The organism is Pseudodonghicola sp. (assembly GCF_048268305.1).
Taxonomy (GTDB): Bacteria; Pseudomonadota; Alphaproteobacteria; order Rhodobacterales; family Rhodobacteraceae; genus Pseudodonghicola.
The window spans coordinates 618198-635559 of the sequence record NZ_JBLWVT010000001.1; the positions used below are offsets into that span (position 1 = coordinate 618198).

The window sequence follows — 17362 nt, forward strand, 5'->3', positions numbered from 1 at the left end:
CGCGGGTCAGAAGCGCCTGCGCGATATGAAGGGTCATTTGCCTTTCCTCCTGTTTTGTTTTTACGTCGTCGTTATCGACAATCGCTATGCAATGTATATACACTTAATATGCAGAATTTCAAGGCCGCAGGGGCGGGTGGGCGCGTGACCAAGAACGACAGCAAGGCTTCGGGGAAGAAGGACAGCCAGCTGGTGCTGCGGCTGGACAAGGCAGAGCGTGACGCCTTCGTCGATCTCTGCAAGCGGATGGATACCAGCGCGGCACGGGAAATCCGCCGCTTCATCCGATCGTTTCTCAAGGAAAACGGGGAGAGTTGATCCCCCCGTTCCGAAATCCCGGGGTCTGACGGTCAGGCCGGACGGCGCAAAAAGGCGGTGGCCACGCCCATGCCCATCAGCGTCAGCCCGCCGGTGCGGGTCATGCCGGTGATCACCCGGGGGCGTCCGACCCAGGCGCGCAGCCGGTCGGCCAGCAGCGCATAGGCCAGCGCGTTCAGTGCCGCGAGGGTCACGAAGGTGGCGATCAGGATGGCGAATTGCGGACCCAAGGGCGCCTCGGGGCGCAGGAACTGCGGCACGAAGGCGACGAAGAAGGCGATCGACTTGGGGTTCAGCGCGGTCACCGCGGCGGCATGGGTGAAGACGCCGCGCGGGGTGACGGTGCGGGCGGCGGCCATCGCCTGCAGCCCGGTCGACGGCGCGCTGCGAAACAGCTTCCATCCCATCCACAACAGATAGGCGGCGCCGATCCATTTCAGCACCGAAAACAGCATGGCCGAGGTCATCACCAGCGCGCCCAGCCCCAGCAGCGAGGCGGTCATGGCGGTGAAATCCCCCAGCGCCACGCCGGTGGCCGAGGCCAGGGCGACACCGCGCCCCTTGCTCAGCGCATAGCTGAGAACAAGCAGGACGGTCGGGCCGGGGATCAGCAGCAGCACGGTAGAGGCCGCGACGAAGGCGAGCCAGAGATCGAGGGGCATTGGGGCAATCCTTTTGCGAACCGGGGAAGGGAGCCGGATTTGCCCACTTCCGTCAAGTCCCCGTCATGTCGACGCGATCCCGGTGCGGCATTCGGCGATGATCTCCAGTGCGCGGGGCGCATTTTCCAGCGTCTCGGCCAGCGCCAGTGCCAGTTTGGCGAGGTAAAGCTCGCGCGCCTCAGCCGGCAGGCTGTCGAGGCTTTCGGCCAGGGCCTCATAGAGGGTTTCCAGATCGTCCTGGGTCATGCGGGGATCTCCTGGCGGAAAAGAAGGCTGTCGAGGGTCTGGCGGATCTGGGTCGCATCGGTCTGCGGCCATCGGGCGGCGACATGCAGATCGGGGCGGATCAGATAGGCGCCGCCGGCCTGCGCGCCATAGGCGCGGGCGGCGGGGCCATAGGCGGGCAGGGCCACGACGGTCACCCCCTCGATCGGCGGCACCGCCGGCCCGAAGCTCAGCAGGGTGAAACCCGGCCCCATCAGGTCGGAGAGGAAGCCATCCGCCAGCGCCACATCGGTCATCAGCGCGCCGGGCCGCGGCCCGGCCTCAAAGCCTTCGGCATCGGCGGCGGTGGCCGGGCTTGCGGCATAGGTATAGGGCGTCATCTGCCGCGGGTTCGCCAACCGCCCGGCAGAGGGCCGGGTCAGCGCCAGCGACAGCGCCGCGTCGCGCATCAGCCGCCAGCCCGGGGTGGGGGGCGTCATGAACCGGGTGCTTTTCGAGGCATTGGCAAAGACGTCGAGCGTGGCGCCGCGCCGTTCCGGCGTATAGCTGTCGATCAGCCCTTCGCCGGCCAGCCCGTTCAGCACAAAGGCCAGTTTCCAGCCGATGTTCTGCCCGTCGGCCAGCCCGTTGTTCAGCCCGCGCACCCCGAAGATCGGCACGATATGGGCGCTGTCGCCGATAAAGATCACCCGCCCGTCGCGATAGTCATCAAGCGCCAGCGTATTTGCGGAATAGACGCTCCACCACTCCAGCGCCCAGGGGCCGGTATGGCCGATCTCGGCCAATACGGCGGCGACGGCGGCGCGGACGTTCTCCTCGCGCGTGGCGCCTTCGGCGCTTTCGTCGTCGCGCAGCTGATAGTCGATGCGCCAGATATTGTCCGGCTGGCGGTGGATCAGCACGGTGCCGCCGGGGCGGCTGGCGGGGTCGAAGAGCGCCCGGCGGATGGTGGGATAGTCATGCTCCATCTGCACATCGGCGATGACATAGCGGCCTTCGTAATTCTCGCCCTTCAGCCGCAGCCCGCGCAGTGCCCGGATCGCGCTGCGGGCGCCATCGGCGGCCAGCACCCAGTCGGCGGGCAGGGCATAGCTGCCGGCCGGGTCGGTCACCGTCAGGGTGACGCCCTGGGCCTCATCCGCGATCCCTGTCACCTCGCTTTGCCAGCGGGTCTCGATCAGCGGGCTGGCGGCGACGGCGTCCCAGAGGAAGGCCTCGATATACTGCTGTTCCAGGTTGTACATCGGCCGGTATTTCTCATCCTCCGAATCCGGCATGTCGAATTCCAGGATCTGCTGGCCGCGATAGAAGCTGCGCCCCCTGGTCCAGCCGAGCGCCTTGTCGAGGAAGGGCGCCACCGCGCCGACCCGTTCGAGGATGTAGTAGCTGGAGCGCGAGATGCAGATCGCCCGGCTGCCGTCATTGAAGGTGTCCTTGCGATCGAGCAGCAGGCTGCGGATGCCGTATTGCGCCAGCGTCAGCGCCGCGATCATCCCCACCGGCCCGGCGCCGGCGATCACCACCGGACGGCGCGGTTCCGGGCCCGCCCCGCGCGCGGGCGCATCGAACTGCGGATAGCTGAAATAGAGCGAGTCGAACTCGCCGCGTCCCTCGGGCCTCATGCCGGTCCTCCCTTGATCGTCGGAATGGTTGTAGGGGCGGCGGGCTTCGCGGTAAGTCCTCTTTCGGGGGGGACAGCCGCATGGACCGGAGCGAAGAGCTGATCGCAGAGATCGACGCCTGTCTGGCACTGTCGGGACAGGACGGCTGGGCCGCGCCCTTTCTGGCGCTGGTGGAGGCGACCGGCGCGGCGCAGGTCATGGTCTTCTCCTATCGCGCCGATCATGCCGCCTGTCTGCTGTCGCGCAACTTCAACGCCCAGGCGCTGGGCGGCATGTTGGCCGAGGAATACCTCGATGGTTGGTTCCGGCAGGACCCGTTCTATGTGCAGGTGATGGCGCTTCCCGCCGGGGGGCTGGTGCTGGAGGTGGGGCAGCCCGAGGTCAGCGAGGATTATCGCGCCCGGTTCTTCGACCGGCCCGGATTGGCCGGCAAGACGGCGGTTCTGACCGCCGGCGCGCGGTTGCGGCTGATCGTCAACCTCTACTGGACCGAAGCGGCCTCGCGGGGCGCGCTGCCGGCGCTGCTGGGCCGCTTGGCGCTGCAGCATTTCGAGGCGCGGCTGAGCGAGGAACCGGCCGCATTGGCGGTTCTCTCCGACCGGGAACGCGCCGTCTGTCTCGGCATGCTGGCCGGCAAGAAGGCCGAGACGATCGCCGCCGATCTCGGCGTGGCGCCCTCCAGCGTGGTGACCTATCGCAGGCGCGCCTATGACAAGCTGGGGATTTCCTCGCGCGGGGCGCTGTTCGCCATCTGCCGGGAGTGACGCGCGGGGCACTCCCCCCGGGTCTTCTTCTCGTTGAAAATCGGGCGGGGGAGGCGCCCCAGGCGCCGGGGGCAGAGCCCCCAATGCCCCGTCATCCGGCCCAAGGCCTCACCCCCGGTTCAGCACCCGCCCGGCGACGGCATCCAGTTTTGCCACCAGCGCGGGGTCGCGTTTTTCCGGCGCGGTCATGATGGCATATTCCAGCGCCCGGTCGCAGCCGCAGGGGCAGGGCTCGCGCTCCGCCCCCAGCAGGGCGGGCAGGCGGCGGACCTTTTCGCGCCCCTTGTCGGCGTTGCCGGTCAGCGTGGCGATGATCTGGGTGACATCGACTTCGCCATGCTCCGGGTGCCAGCTGTCGTAATCGGTGATCATCGCGACCGAGGCATAGCAAAGCTCCGCCTCGCGGGCGAGCTTGGCCTCGGGCATGTTGGTCATGCCGATGACATCGGCACCCCAGTGTTCGCGATACATCTTCGATTCGGCCAGGGACGAGAATTGCGGCCCCTCCATCGCCAGATAGGTGCCGCCGCGGTGCACGGTGATCCCGGCGTCGCGCGCGGCGACCTCGCAGACCGCGCTCAGCCGGTCGCAGGTGGGATGCGCCATGCTGACGTGGGCGACGCAACCGGTGCCGAAGAAACTCTTGTCGCGGGCAAAGGTGCGGTCGATGAACTGATCGACGATGACGAAATCGCCCGGCGCCAGCTCTTCGCGGAACGACCCGCAGGCGCTGATGCTGATCACATCGGTGACACCGATCCGCTTGAGCGCGTCGATATTGGCGCGATAGGGCACATCGGTGGGGCTGAGGTAATGGCCGCGCCCATGCCGTGGCAGGAAGACGATCTCGACGCCGTTGAGCCGGCCGGTCAGCAGCGCGTCCGAGGGTTTGCCCCAAGGGCTGTCGACCTCGATCCATTTGGCGTCTTCCAGCCCGTCGATCTCGTAGATGCCGGACCCGCCGATAATGCCGATCTTGGTAGGTGTCATGGTGCCTTGCCCCCGATTGTCTTCGGTGCCGACATTAGCCCCGGCGGGCGCGGATGCAACCGCAGGTCGCATGCTGTGGTGGCGGAGGGCGGGGCAGGGCGTGACCCTGCCCAAAATCGGCTCAGTCCCGGCGAATGATCCCGTCCGACATCTGCCGGGGGACGCCGCCGCTTGCGGCTGGGCGCCCCCGCTGTGCCGGGCGTGGGGCCTCTATCGCGACAAGCTCGGTCGCTTTGCGTCGAGCAGGGCTGCCTGCAGATAGGCGAGGATCTCGTCGCGGGCGGCGATGGTGGCCTCGCCGTCGCGATTGATCAGATGCTGCGTCACCACGCTATGCGGCGATTTGATATGTTCGGCGAAAAATGGCGAGGTTTCTGGATTGGCGGCCTGGTCCGGCAGCACGCGCCCGTCGAAGTGTCGGCCGAACCGTGCCTGATAGGCCTCGAACCGGGCGGCCCTGCAAAACCTGTCCCCATCGAACCGATAGGCGCGAACCGTCAGGTCGTCGCGGCTCAGGCGGTCGGCGACGGTCGCGGCGTCATCCTCCGACAGTTCGATCGCGGCCGGATCGTCCAGGGGGAGCGAGGGCTGGCAGGCCACGGCGGCCACCATTGCCGGCTCCATCATCATCGAGATGGCGAAATTTCCGGTAAAGCACATGCCGACCGCGCCCACCCCCGGCCCGCCACATTCCGCCTGGGCCCGTCTCGCAAGCGCTTTCAGCCAGGCGACCACGGGGCTGGTGCCGCCGCCTGCCAAGACCCTGAACTCGCGCGACACGCAAACGCGCTGAAAGATCTGCGCGCCCTCTTCGGCCTGGGGCACGGCGCCATCGCGACCGAACAGGGATGGCATGAAAACGGTGAACCCGGCCTCGCGGACCCAGCGGGCAAAACGCGCGACATGCGGGGAAATTCCGGGCATCTCATGCATGACGATGACCGCGGGGCCGGCGCCGGCCACATAGACCCGCTTTGTTTGTCCCAGCAGTTCAATTTCTCGGGCATCGAAATCGGTCAGAGGATCGTCTTGCGTCAGAGAGGTTTGGGGTGAATTGGACATGGCACAGGTCTCAGTCTATAATTTGAACTCAGAATTGTTTTGCAGAGCTAGGTTTGAATGTCAAACTCAGATTGTGACCCCGCCCGCATTCGCGCCCGGGCGCCCGTTCCACTTGATCGCTGCGGCATGGCGAAGGCATCGGAACTCCTTGGAGACCGCTGGTCGCTCCTTATCCTGCGCGAGGCCTTCTATGGGGTGGTGCGCTTTGCCGACATGCAGGCGGACATCGGGGTGCCCCGGTCCATCCTGACCGGGCGGCTGGCAAAGCTGGTGGAGGCCGGTCTGCTGGAACGCTTCGATTACAAGGAGGATGGCGCGCGCGCCCGGCAGGCCTATCGGTTGACGGAACGCGGCCGAGGGCTTGCCGTCGTGCTGCTCGCGATGAAGCAATGGTGGGACGAGGGGGACCCGGATGGCGCATCCGTCAGCTTCGTGCCTGATGGCGGGGAAGAACCGGTTCGGATCGCGATGGTGGATGCCTTTGGGCGGGAGGTGAGGCTGGGCGATATTCGGCTTCGTGTCGATCCGCCCCCGGGATGATCTGCTCCACGTCTCGCTCCCCGAGGCCCAGGATTGAATGGCCTGAAGCTCGGTAGGGAAGGGGCGATTCCCCCTCATGGCGGCAGACATGTCGGGGGCCGGTCGGGTCCGCTCGCCCCAGTCGTCCAGAGGGCGCCCGCGCCGTTGCCGGTGGCCGCAGAGGCTCCTCTCGGCCTCAATCTGAGGGAAATCATGCGTTCCGTGCCGCTATCCATTGAAGCCGGCAGCTGAAGACATGTCACCCTGCGCATTGGCAGCCAAGGCCGAACAGGTTAGACGCTGCAACGCAGCGAATAGATTACCACAGGATTTCTCTTATGAAACGCGCCCTCCTGGCCGCCTTCGCCTCTCGTATCGACAAACCCGACCTGCGCTGGATGCCGGACGAGGGGTTCAGTCTCGGCCGGCTGAGGATCGAGCTTCTGTCCGGCCTGACCGTGGCCCTGGCCCTGGTGCCCGAAGCGGTGGCCTTCGCCTTCGTCGCGGGCGTCCATCCGCTGGTCGGCCTCTATGCCGCCTTCATCGTCGGGCTGATCACCGCGCTGATCGGCGGCCGGCCCGGCATGATCTCGGGCGCGACCGGGGCGCTGGCGGTGGTGATGGTGGCGCTGGTCGCCTCGCACGGGGTGGAATACCTCTTCGCCACGGTGGTGCTGATGGGGATTTTCCAGATCCTCGCCGGGGTGATGCACTGGGGCAAGTTCATTCGGCTGGTGCCGCATCCGGTCATGTTGGGCTTTGTCAACGGGCTGGCGATCGTGATCTTCATGGCCCAGCTTGGCCAGTTCAAGGTGCCGGGCGGCGGCGGAGAATACCTGTCCGGCCTGCCGCTCTATACCATGCTGGGGCTGGTGGCGCTGACCATGGCGGTGATCTGGGGCACACCCCGGCTGACCCGTGTCATCCCGGCGCCGCTGGCCGGCATCCTGGTGGTGGCGGCGCTGGTGATTGCGCTGGGCCTCGACGTGCCGCGGGTGGGGGACATGGCCTCGATCGAGGGCGGGCTGCCGCAGTTCCATGTCCCGATGGTGCCGCTGACCTGGGAAACCCTGAAGATCATCCTGCCCTATTCGGTGATCCTGGCGGCGATCGGTCTGATCGAGAGCCTGCTGACCCTGAACCTGGTGGGCGAGATCACCGGCAAGCGCGGCGGCGCCAGCCAGGAATGCATCGCCCAGGGCACCGCGAATGTGGTCACCGGTTTCTTCGGCGGCATGGGCGGCTGCGCCATGATCGGCCAGTCGATGATCAACGTGAAATCCGGCGGCCGCACCCGGATCGCCGCGGTCTTCGCCGCGCTTTGCCTCTTGGGCTTCATCCTCTTCGCCTCGCCACTGATCGAACAGATCCCGCTGGCCGCGCTGGTCGGCGTGATGTTCATGGTGGTGATCGGCACCTTCGCCTGGAACTCGATCCGCATCCTCGCCAAGGTGCCGCTGATCGACGCCTTCGTCATCGTGCTGGTCACCGTGGTGACGGTGTTCGAGGATCTGGCGGTGGCCGTGGTGGTGGGCGTCATCGTCTCGGCGCTGGCCTATGCCTGGAACAACGCCAAGCGCATTCACGCCAAGGTTCATGTCACCCCCGAGGGCGCCAAGGTCTATCAGATTCAGGGGCCGCTGTTCTTCGGCTCGACCGACGGTTTCGCCGAGCTGTTCGATCCCAAGGCCGATCCCGCCATGGTGATCGTCGACTTCGACGACAGCCGGGTGGTGGACCAGTCGGCGCTGCAGGCGATCGAGTCGCTCGCGGCGAAATACGAGGCCGAGGGCAAGCGCATCCAGTTGCGCCACCTCAGCCGCGACTGTCACCGGCTGTTGACCAAGGCGGGGCATCTGATGATCGACAGCGACGATGACCCCGACTATGCGCTGGCGGTGGATTACTCGGTGAAAACCGGCATCCTGGGATCGCATTGACCGCTTCGGCGCGGCGGGGGGCGCTGCCCCCCACGGCCTGCGGCCTTCCCCCCGGGATATTTGCGCCAGATCGAAGGGGCGCGCGGTTTGTCCTTCGATCTGGCGAAAATATCCTCGGGGGTGAATTGGCCAGAGGCCAAGAGGGGGCAGACAGCCCCCTTTGCTGCCGTTGGGCCAGGCGAGGTAATCTGGGGCAAGCGGGCACCTCCGACACGGGGAGCTTGACGCCGCCTGTCAGAGTGCTAGGGGCAGCAGCCGAGCTGATGCGGAGGGCAGGCGGGTGATCGAACTGCGGCCGGAACAATCCGGAGACTGGTGGGACGTCGAGGCGCTTTATGATCTGTGTTTCGCGCCGGGGCGCGAAGCGCTGTCCTCATATCGTCTGCGCGATGGGATCGACCCGGTGGCGGGTCTCTGCATGGTCGCGCGCGACAGCGACGGCACCCTGGCCGGGGCGATCCGCTACTGGCCGATCCGGATCAGCGAGGCCGAGGCCTTGCTGCTCGGGCCGGTGGCGGTGCACCCGACTCACCAGGGCGAGGGGCTTGGCGGCCTGCTGATCGAGGAATCGCTGATCGCCGCGCAGGAGGCCGGATGGGAGCGGGTGATGCTGGTGGGCGACGCGCCCTATTACAACCGGTTCGGTTTCACCAAGCTCGAAGGGGTGGAGATGCCGCCGCCGACCAACCCCGACCGGGTTCTGGGCCGCGATCTGCTGCCTGGCGCCTGGCAGGGGATCACGGGGCATGTCAGCCGCTGGCGCGAGGCGGGCTGAGGCCTGCCCATTGAAACCGCCCCGTCGCGTACCGATCTGACAAGGACAGTCAAAGGGATCGCGATGACCGAAGCCGCAGGAGCCATAGTTCTTCCCCCGATCGGCCGGGCGCCAGACGCCGAGGCGGAGCTTGACCGGCTGGCGGCGCGCTATCGCGCGGCGGCGGGGCCGGGGCTCAAGCTGCTGAACGCGCTCGGCACCAGTGCCGAAGGGTTGCTCAACCGCTTGCCCTCCGCGATGCGGAGCGGGCTGGACGGTGCCGCCGAGCGCGCCCTGCACCTGTCGTTGCGCGCGGCGCAACGCAGCCGGCGGGTGGCCGGCGATCCGGCGCCTTGGGTCAATACTGCCATCACATCGGCGCTCGGCGCCGCTGGCGGCTTTGCTGGCCTCTCTGGGGCCCTGGTCGAGCTGCCGGCGACCACCACCATGCTGATGCGGGCGATCCAGGGCGCGGCGGCGCGGCAGGGGTTCGATCCGGCGGCGGAGAGCGTGCGCTTCGATTGCCTCCGGGTCTTTGCCGCCGCCGGTCCATTGTCAGAGGACGACGGCAGCGATCTGAGCTTTCTGTCGCTCAGGCTGACGCTGACCGGGCCGGCGTTGCAACGGATGATCGCGACGGTGGCGCCGCGGTTGGCGACCTCGCTTGGTCAGAAGCTGGCGGCGCAGGCGGTGCCGGTGCTGGGGGCGGTGGCCGGCGCCGGGATCAATTACACCTATACCCGCTATTACCAGGAGATGGCGCAGGTGCAGTTCGGTCTGCGCCGGCTGGCGATCGAGGCGGACCGGCCGCAGGCCGAGCTGGTCGCAGGCCTTGCGGCGCGGCTCGAGCGGGGGCTGCGGGGTTGATCTTCCCCGCGCGGTGGATATCTAATCCCCTACTCCTTCAAGGGATCCCTGAATGATCCAATATTCGCTCAAATGTGCCGAAGGGCATACCTTCGACAGCTGGTTCCAGTCTGCCGCCGCTTTTGACAAGCTGGCCGCGGCGGGCATGGTGCAATGCGCCGTTTGCGGTTCGCCCGATGTGGAAAAGGCGCTGATGGCGCCGCGGGTGCAGCCCGGGCGGGAGGCCGAGCCGGCGACGGCGCCCGAGCGTCCACTGAGCGCACCAAGCACGGCCATCGAGCAGGCGCTGGCGGAGTTCAAGCGCAAGATCGAGGCGAGTTCGGAGTATGTTGGCATGAATTTCGCCGCCGAGGCGCGCGCCATCCATGACGGTGATGCGCCGGAGCGGCCGATCTATGGCGAGGCCAAGGCCGAGGAGGCGCGGGCGCTGATCGAAGACGGCGTGCCGGTGACGCCGTTGCCCTTCCTGCCCAACCGAAAGACCAACTGATGCATGTGGTGATCACCGGTGCCGGCCGTGGCATCGGCAAGGCCTTGGCGGAACGCTATCGGACCGCCGGCCATCGTGTCACCGGCACCGCCCGTGACGGCAGCGCCGACCTTGTCCTCGACGTCACCGATCCGGCGGGGCATCGCGCCATGGCGGCGGCACTGGCGGGCGATCCGGTCGATCTGCTGATCTGCAACGCCGGCATCTATCCCGACAAGGGGCAGCGGCTGGAGGACGGCTATCCGCCCGCGATGTGGGCCGATGCCTTTGCGGTGAATGTCACCGGCACCTTCCTGGCGGTTCAGGCGCTGCTGCCCAATCTGCGGGCGGCGCGCGGCAAGATCGCGCTGATCTCCTCGCAGATGGCCTCGGACCAGCGGGCGCCGGGGGGCAGCTATATCTATCGCGCCTCGAAGGCGGCGGTGCTGAACCTCGGCCGGAACCTGTCGACCGACCTCAGGGCGGAAGGCATCGCCGTGGGTATCTATCACCCTGGCTGGGTGCAGACCGACATGGGCGGCGCGGCGGCCGAGATCACCGTGGACGAGGCTGCCGATGGGCTGGTCGCCCGCTTTGATGCGCTCGATCTTGCCGACAGCGGCTGTTTCCGCACCTGGGACGGGCGGGAGCACGCCTATTGACCGATCTGCCGCGGCGACCGGAGGATATCCCCGCCGCCTTTGCGGCTGCCTGGATGGCGCGGGATGCGACGGGCCTGGCGACGCTTTTTGCCGAGGACGCGGATTTCGTCAATGTCGTGGGCCTCTGGTGGCATGACCGCCCGGCGATCGAACGGGCGCATGCCTATGGGCTGGCCACCTTCTTCGCAGAGAGCACCTTGATCCCCGGGGTGATCCGCTGCCGCCTCCTGGGCGATGTGGCGGTGGTGAGCTGCCGATTCACCCTGACCGGCCAGCGCCTGCCCGATGGCGCCGTCGCCGGCGCCCGGCGCACCATCCTGACCTTCGTGGCCCGGGCCCTGGGGCAGGGGTGGCAGGTGGTCGCGGCGCAGAACACCGATGTGGTCGAGGGGGCGGAAACCCATGTGAACGCAGGGGTTTTGCGCCCGGCCGACTATCGCCGCTGAACCGTGCTCCTGCGGTGGGGAATAGCCGCAGTTATCCCCAAGCCATCTTGCCCTTTGCCGCGACAACGCATAAACCGCGCCGGAACTTGGGCCCGAAGGGGAAGACACATGCCCATCTTGGTTATGAAATTCGGCGGCACTTCCGTCGCCACGCTGGATCGTATCCGCCGGGCCGCCAAGCGCGTCGGCGTCGAGGTGGCCAAGGGCTATGACGTGATCGTCATCGTCTCTGCCATGGCCGGCAAGACCAATGAGTTGGTGGGCCTTGTCGAAGAGACCTCGCCGCTGTTTGACGCCCGCGAATACGACGCCGTCGTCAGTTCGGGTGAGAATGTCACCGCCGGGCTGATGGCGCTGACCCTGCAGGAAATGGATATCCCCGCCCGCAGCTGGCAGGGCTGGCAGGTGCCGTTGATGACCACCTCGGCCCATAGCGCCGCGCGGATCGTCGACATCCCGGCCGACAACATCCTGCGCAAGTTCGACGAGGGCATGAAGGTTGCCGTCGTCGCGGGCTTCCAGGGCGTCAGCCCCGAGGGCCGGATCACCACGCTGGGTCGGGGCGGGTCGGACACCACCGCCGTCGCCTTCGCCGCCGCTTTCGACGCGGAACGCTGCGACATCTACACGGATGTGGACGGGGTCTATACCACCGACCCGCGCATCTGCGAGAAGGCGCGCAAGCTGGACAAGATCGCCTTTGAAGAGATGCTGGAACTGGCCTCTCTGGGCGCCAAGGTGCTGCAGACCCGCTCGGTCGAGCTGGCGATGCGGTATAATGTGAAACTGCGGGTGCTTTCGAGCTTCGAGGAACAATCCGACGAGGCGGGCACGCTCGTCTGCGACGAGGAGGAAATCATGGAACTGAATGCTGTCTCCGGTGTGGCCCATTCCCGTGACGAGGCCAAGATGACCCTGATTTCGGTCGCGGACCGTCCCGGTATCGCCGCCGCGATCTTCATGCCGCTGTCCGAAGCCGGCATCAACGTCGATATGATCGTGCAGAACATCAGCGAAGACGGTCGTACCGACATGACCTTCTCCTGCCCGACCAATCAGGTCGCCCGTGCCGAAGAGGCGTTGAAAAAGGCGAAAGAGGCCGGGGAGATCAATTTCCGCGAGATCGTGACCGACAGCAATGTCTGCAAGATCTCGGTCGTGGGCATTGGCATGCGTTCGCACACCGGTGTGGCGGCCAAGATGTTCAAGGCACTCTCGGATGAGGGGATCAACATCAAGGTCATTACAACCTCCGAGATTAAAATTTCCGTCCTCATTGATCGGAAATACATGGAACTTGCGGTTCAGGCGCTGCATGATGCGTTCGAATTGGACAAGGCAGCCTGAGCGATTGCCGCTTCGGCGCGCCTGACGCCGCAAAGTGAACGAGGCCTATGCCCGACGGCACGGAAAGCGAAAGTCGCAAGCTGCTGAAGCGGCTGCGGGAGGTCATGGCCAGCAGCGATGCCGGCCAGACCCGATTGGACAAGATTACCCATCTGATCGCGGACAGCATGGGGACCGAGGTTTGCTCGATCTACCTGTTCCGCGACGCTGATACGCTGGAACTTTGCGCCACCGAGGGCCTGAAACCCGAGGCTGTGCACCGGACCCGGATGCGCCTGGGCGAAGGGCTTGTCGGTCGTGTGGCCAAGACCGGGGCGGTGATCAATACCGCCGATGCCCCTGCGGAACGCGGCTTTCGTTACATGCCCGAGACGGGGGAGGAGCGCTATTCCTCCTTCCTCGGCATCCCGGTGCAGCGGCTCGGCGAATCACTGGGCGTGCTGGTGGTGCAGTCGCGCCAGGCGCGGCAATTCTCGGCTGATGAGGTCTATGCGCTTGAAGTCGTCGCCATGGTGCTGGCCGAAATGGCCGAACTTGGCGCTTTTGTGGGCGAAGGGGCGGCGTTGTCGCCGCCGCATCAGCGGGCCGAACTGATCCGTGGGGTCAGCGCGCAGGAGGGCACCGCCGAAGGGCATGCCTGGCTGCACGAGCCGCGCGTCGTCATCACCAACCCGATCGCCGACGATCCCCAGCGCGAGACCGAGCGCCTGCACGCCGCGGTGGAAGAGCTGCGGATCGGCGTCGACAAGATGCTGCAGCTGTCGCGAACCGAGGATGCCGAACAGCTTCAGGTGCTGGAAACCTATCGGATGTTCGCCAATTCCAAAGGCTGGATGCGGCGGATGGAAGAGGATATCGCCCGCGGCCTGTCGGCCGAGGCGGCGGTCGAGAAGGAACAGAGCCTGGCGCGCAAGCGCATGATGCAGGCGCAGGACGCCTATCTGCGTGAACGGCTGTCCGATCTGGATGATCTGTCGAATCGGCTGTTGCGCATCCTCACTGGCCAGGGGCAGGACACCGGCGCCGATCTGCCGGCCGATCCGATCCTGATTGCCCGCAACATCGGCCCGGGCGAGCTGCTGGAATACGGCCGCACCCTGCGCGGCATCGTGCTGGAAGAGGGTTCGGTCGGCAGCCATGCCGCCATCGTGGCACGGGCACTGGCGATCCCGCTGGTGGTCCGGGCGCAACGGATCACCGCCGAGACGCTGAATGGCGATCACATCATGGTCGACGGCGACCAGGGGCTGGTGCATCTGCGCCCCGACGACAGCGTCGTCGCCGCCTTCCGCGACAAGATCGCCATGCGGGCCGAAGCGCAGGAACGCTATGCCTCGATCCGCAACACGCCCGCCACCACCAGGGACGGCCAGACCGTCGCCTTGGTGATGAACGCCGGGCTGATGGCCGATCTGCCCTCGCTCGACAGCTCTGGCGCCGAGGGGGTGGGGCTGTTCCGCACCGAGTTGCAGTTCCTGGTCCATAACAAGCTGCCGAAACGGTCGGAGCTGGTGGCGCTTTACGAACGGGTGCTCGATGCCGCCGATGGCAAGCGGGTGGTGTTCCGAACGCTCGACATCGGGTCGGACAAGGTGCTGCCCTATATGAAGCCGACGGACGAACCGAACCCGGCGCTGGGCTGGCGGGCGATCCGCGTCGGGCTGGACAAGCCCGGGGTGATGCGGATGCAGCTTCAGGCGCTGATCCGTGCCGCCAAGGGGCGGCCACTGTCGGTCATGTTCCCCTTCGTCGCCCAGTTCGAGGAATATCGCGACGCCCGCGCCGAGGTCGACAGGATGGTCGAGCGCGAGCGCAAGCTGGGGCACGTGCTGCCCGAGCAGATCGAGATCGGTGCCATGCTCGAGACACCCTCGCTGGCCTTCGCACCGCAGAAGTTCTTTGAAGAGGTCGGGTTCCTGTCCATCGGTGGCAATGACCTCAAGCAGTTCTTCTTCGCGGCGGATCGCGAGAACGAAAGGGTGCGGCGGCGATACGACACGCTGAACGTCAGTTTCCTCAGCCTGATCGAGCGGATCGTCGAACGCTGTGACGGGTCCAACACGCCCCTGAGCTTTTGCGGCGAGGATGCCGGCCGGCCGGTCGAGGCGCTGTGCCTGGCGGCCATCGGTATCCGCACCCTGTCGATGCGCCCGGCCTCGATCGGGCCGGTCAAGAGCCTGCTGCACCGGGTCGATCTGGGCGAACTTCGCAAGCGGATCGTCGACGCCCGTCACCGGGGCGAGCAGAGCGTGCGGCCGGCGGTACTCGATTACCTGCGCAGCCTGCCCTGAGGCAGGCGCTCCGGGCGGCGCTTGAGGAGCCTGCCTGCAGCGGGGCGCTTTGCCCCGGATAGCAGAGGGCGACTGGAGGCGTCACCCCGCTGTCTTCTGAGCTTATCCACAGAATTTGAGCTGGATTGGGTGAGGCGGGTGCGCCTTTGGATTATCATTTTGTGGTTTTTTGGTCGGGTTATCCCTAATGTTTCGGGTAATCTTTGTCTTAATGCGATATTTTGGCGAATTTGGTTGTCGCGGGGCGGAAATCTTGGGGGCAATTTTGTGGATAAGTCTCCACCTCGAGGGCCGCGCGGGGTGTTTCGATCGGGGCGCATCATCTTGCCCGGTTGGAAAGGCATTTGGATACAATCGGTTGTCGCCCGTGCTTCGACTCCTTTTCGGGCCGCTTTGCCGGCATGATCCTGCCGCATCGCCCGGGGCGCAGCGATCTTTCCCTCGCAGAAGACTTGCAACGGCTCGGGCTGGCTGGGATGATGCCTGCCAACCCGGCGCTTGCCGTCCGGGCTGGGCAGGAGACCGATGCATTTGAACCCCACCCTCAGGGATGTGACCGCGCGGATTGTCGCGCGCAGCGCGATCACGCGGAACGCCTATCTCGACCGGATGTCGGCTGCGCGCGCGGCGGGGCCGGCGCGTACGCATCTGAGCTGTTCCGGCCAGGCCCATGCCTATGCCGGGGCGGGGGCCGATCAACCGACGCTCGCGCGCGAGGCCGGGGGCAATCTCGGGATCGTCACCGCCTATAACGACATGCTGTCGGCGCATCGTCCCTTTGAAACCTATCCCGAACTGATCCGCAGCGCCGCCCGCGCGGTCGGCGGTACCGCCCAGGTGGCGGGCGGGGTGCCGGCGATGTGCGACGGGGTGACCCAGGGCGCCGTGGGGATGGAGCTGAGCCTGTTTTCCCGCGACGTGATCGCCATGGCCGCGGCCGTCGCGCTCAGCCACGATGTGTTCGACGCGGCGGTCTTCCTAGGTGTCTGCGACAAGATCGTGCCCGGGCTGGTGATCGCGGCGCAGGCCTTCGGCCATCTGCCGGCGGTCTTTCTGCCGGCCGGCCCGATGACCAGCGGCTTGCCGAATGACGAAAAGGCCAAGGTCCGCCAGCAGTTCGCCGAGGGCAAGGTCGACCGTGCCGCGCTGATGGCGGCCGAGATGGCGGCCTATCACGGGCCGGGCACCTGCACCTTCTATGGCACCGCCAATTCCAACCAGATGCTGATGGAGATCATGGGGTTGCACCTGCCCGGTGCCAGCTTCGTCAATCCGGGGACCGAACTGCGCGCGGCGCTGACCCGGGCCGGTGCCCAGCGGGCGCTGGAGATCACCGCGTTGGGGCAGGACTATATGCCCACCTGCCGCATTCTGGACGAGCGTGCCTTTGTCAACGGCATCGTCGGGCTGATGGCGACGGGGGGATCGACCAACCACCTGATCCATCTGATCGCCATGGCGCGGGTCGGGGGCATCCTGCTGGATTGGCAGGATTTCTCCGATCTCTCCGCGATCACCCCGCTGGTCGCGCGGGTCTATCCCAACGGCCTGGCCGATGTGAACCATTTCCATGCCGCCGGCGGGCTGGCCTATGTGATCGGCGAATTGCTGGGCGCGGGCCTCCTGCATCCGGATACCCAGACCGTCGCCGGCCCGGGGCTGGCGCGTTATACGCGCGAGCCCAAGCTGATCGACGGGGCGCTGGTCTGGCAAGAGGGGCCGGGCAAAAGCGTGAACGCCCAGATCCTGCGCCCGGCGGCGGCACCGTTTCAATCCTCTGGCGGGCTGAAAAAGCTCAGCGGGTCGTTGGGCGAGGCGGTGATCAAGGTCTCGGCGGTGGCGCCGGAGCATCATCTGGTCGAGGCGCCGGTTCGGGTGTTCGACGATCAGGCGGCGGTGAAGGAGGCCTTCAAGGCGGGCGAATTCACCGGCGACACCATTGTCGTCGTCCGGTTCCAGGGGCCGCGCGCCAATGGCATGCCCGAATTGCACAGCCTGACCCCGGTGTTGTCGATCCTGCAGGGGCGCGGGCTGAAGGTGGCGCTGGTCACCGATGGGCGGATGTCGGGCGCCTCGGGCAAGGTACCGGCGGCGATCCATGTCTGCCCCGAGGCGCTGGATGGTGGGCCGATCGCGCGGCTGCGCGATGGCGATCTGCTGCGGCTCGATGCGGTGAGCGGGCGTCTGGATATCCTCACCCCCGGGGTGTTGGACCGGGCGCCGGTGACGGCCGATCTGACCGCCCATCAAACCGGGCTGGGGCGCGAGCTGTTCGGATGTTTCCGCGCCCATGTCGGCCCGGCGACGGCCGGGGCGAGCGTGTTTTTCGGAGGCGAGGATGCCGATTGAGCCCAGGGCCGCGGGGCGGCGGATGGGGGGGGTGGGGGGGGCGGGGGGCCCTGACGGGTCCCTGTCTGGCTGAAC

At 66.7% G+C, this 17362-nt stretch carries 17 protein-coding genes; 12 read left to right on the forward strand and 5 right to left on the reverse strand.

The features are described 5' to 3' along the window. The first annotated feature begins 144 nt into the window (after nucleotides 1–144). The gene (locus tag ACN0V4_RS03040; protein WP_417673040.1) at nucleotides 145–318 is read left to right on the forward strand and encodes a hypothetical protein; all 174 of its coding nucleotides are present in this window, start codon (nucleotides 145–147) and stop codon (nucleotides 316–318) included. A gap of 32 nt (nucleotides 319–350) precedes the next feature. On the opposite strand, the gene ACN0V4_RS03045 is transcribed toward ACN0V4_RS03040, so the two are convergent. The 3 genes from ACN0V4_RS03045 to ACN0V4_RS03055 form a co-directional block, all read right to left on the reverse strand. Next, nucleotides 351–980, reverse strand: coding sequence for a LysE family translocator (locus ACN0V4_RS03045; protein WP_417673041.1), 630 nt, complete (start codon nucleotides 978–980; stop codon nucleotides 351–353). Nucleotides 981–1043: 63 nt separating this feature from the next. After that, nucleotides 1044–1226 (reverse strand): hypothetical protein, encoded by a 183-nt coding sequence (locus ACN0V4_RS03050; RefSeq protein WP_417673042.1) that lies wholly within the window; start codon nucleotides 1224–1226, stop codon nucleotides 1044–1046. Beyond that, nucleotides 1223–2827 (reverse strand): FAD-dependent monooxygenase, encoded by a 1605-nt coding sequence (locus ACN0V4_RS03055; RefSeq protein ID WP_417673043.1) that lies wholly within the window; start codon nucleotides 2825–2827, stop codon nucleotides 1223–1225. The genes ACN0V4_RS03050 and ACN0V4_RS03055 overlap by 4 nt, the downstream gene beginning before the upstream one ends. Before the next feature lie 80 nt (nucleotides 2828–2907). Here ACN0V4_RS03055 and ACN0V4_RS03060 point away from each other — a divergent pair, with 80 nt between their 5' ends. Next, a complete protein-coding gene (locus tag ACN0V4_RS03060; protein ID WP_417673044.1) occupies nucleotides 2908–3591 on the forward strand; it encodes a helix-turn-helix transcriptional regulator in 684 nt (227 codons plus the stop codon). A gap of 108 nt (nucleotides 3592–3699) precedes the next feature. Here ACN0V4_RS03060 and ACN0V4_RS03065 read toward each other — a convergent pair whose 3' ends face one another. Then, nucleotides 3700–4581: an S-methyl-5'-thioadenosine phosphorylase gene (locus ACN0V4_RS03065; RefSeq protein WP_417673045.1), complete on the reverse strand. Its 882-nt coding sequence runs from the start codon at nucleotides 4579–4581 to the stop codon at nucleotides 3700–3702. A 210-nt stretch (nucleotides 4582–4791) separates the two neighbouring features. Next, nucleotides 4792–5643: a dienelactone hydrolase family protein gene (locus ACN0V4_RS03070; RefSeq protein WP_417673046.1), complete on the reverse strand. Its 852-nt coding sequence runs from the start codon at nucleotides 5641–5643 to the stop codon at nucleotides 4792–4794. A 126-nt stretch (nucleotides 5644–5769) separates the two neighbouring features. Between ACN0V4_RS03070 and ACN0V4_RS03075 the strand changes: the two genes are divergently transcribed. The 10 genes from ACN0V4_RS03075 (at nucleotide 5770) to edd (ending at nucleotide 17287) form a co-directional block, all read left to right on the forward strand. After that, the gene (locus ACN0V4_RS03075; RefSeq protein ID WP_417673047.1) at nucleotides 5770–6183 is read left to right on the forward strand and encodes a winged helix-turn-helix transcriptional regulator; all 414 of its coding nucleotides are present in this window, start codon (nucleotides 5770–5772) and stop codon (nucleotides 6181–6183) included. 317 nt (nucleotides 6184–6500) lie between these two features. Beyond that, nucleotides 6501–8102, forward strand: coding sequence for a SulP family inorganic anion transporter (locus ACN0V4_RS03080; RefSeq protein WP_417673048.1), 1602 nt, complete (start codon nucleotides 6501–6503; stop codon nucleotides 8100–8102). Nucleotides 8103–8382: 280 nt separating this feature from the next. Further along, nucleotides 8383–8877, forward strand: a complete 495-nt coding sequence (locus tag ACN0V4_RS03085) for a GNAT family N-acetyltransferase (RefSeq protein ID WP_417673049.1) — start codon at nucleotides 8383–8385, stop codon at nucleotides 8875–8877. Nucleotides 8878–8940: 63 nt separating this feature from the next. Next, nucleotides 8941–9723: an EcsC family protein gene (locus ACN0V4_RS03090; RefSeq protein ID WP_417673050.1), complete on the forward strand. Its 783-nt coding sequence runs from the start codon at nucleotides 8941–8943 to the stop codon at nucleotides 9721–9723. A gap of 52 nt (nucleotides 9724–9775) precedes the next feature. Next, nucleotides 9776–10213, forward strand: a complete 438-nt coding sequence (locus ACN0V4_RS03095; RefSeq protein ID WP_417673051.1) for a DUF1178 family protein — start codon at nucleotides 9776–9778, stop codon at nucleotides 10211–10213. Next, complete coding sequence (locus ACN0V4_RS03100; RefSeq protein ID WP_417673052.1) at nucleotides 10213–10854, forward strand: SDR family NAD(P)-dependent oxidoreductase; 642 nt, start codon at nucleotides 10213–10215, stop codon at nucleotides 10852–10854. Before ACN0V4_RS03095 ends, ACN0V4_RS03100 begins: the two co-directional genes overlap by 1 nt. Next, a complete protein-coding gene (locus ACN0V4_RS03105; protein WP_417673053.1) occupies nucleotides 10851–11300 on the forward strand; it encodes an SgcJ/EcaC family oxidoreductase in 450 nt (149 codons plus the stop codon). The genes ACN0V4_RS03100 and ACN0V4_RS03105 overlap by 4 nt, the downstream gene beginning before the upstream one ends. Nucleotides 11301–11408: 108 nt before the next feature. Continuing rightward, nucleotides 11409–12647, forward strand: coding sequence for an aspartate kinase (locus ACN0V4_RS03110; RefSeq protein WP_417673054.1), 1239 nt, complete (start codon nucleotides 11409–11411; stop codon nucleotides 12645–12647). Nucleotides 12648–12694: 47 nt separating this feature from the next. Further along, nucleotides 12695–14938, forward strand: a complete 2244-nt coding sequence (ptsP, locus tag ACN0V4_RS03115) for a phosphoenolpyruvate--protein phosphotransferase (RefSeq protein ID WP_417673055.1) — start codon at nucleotides 12695–12697, stop codon at nucleotides 14936–14938. 525 nt (nucleotides 14939–15463) lie between these two features. Then, on the forward strand, nucleotides 15464–17287 hold the full coding sequence (gene edd / locus ACN0V4_RS03120) for a phosphogluconate dehydratase (protein ID WP_417673056.1): 1824 nt from the start codon (nucleotides 15464–15466) through the stop codon (nucleotides 17285–17287). Nucleotides 17288–17362 lie beyond the last annotated feature (75 nt).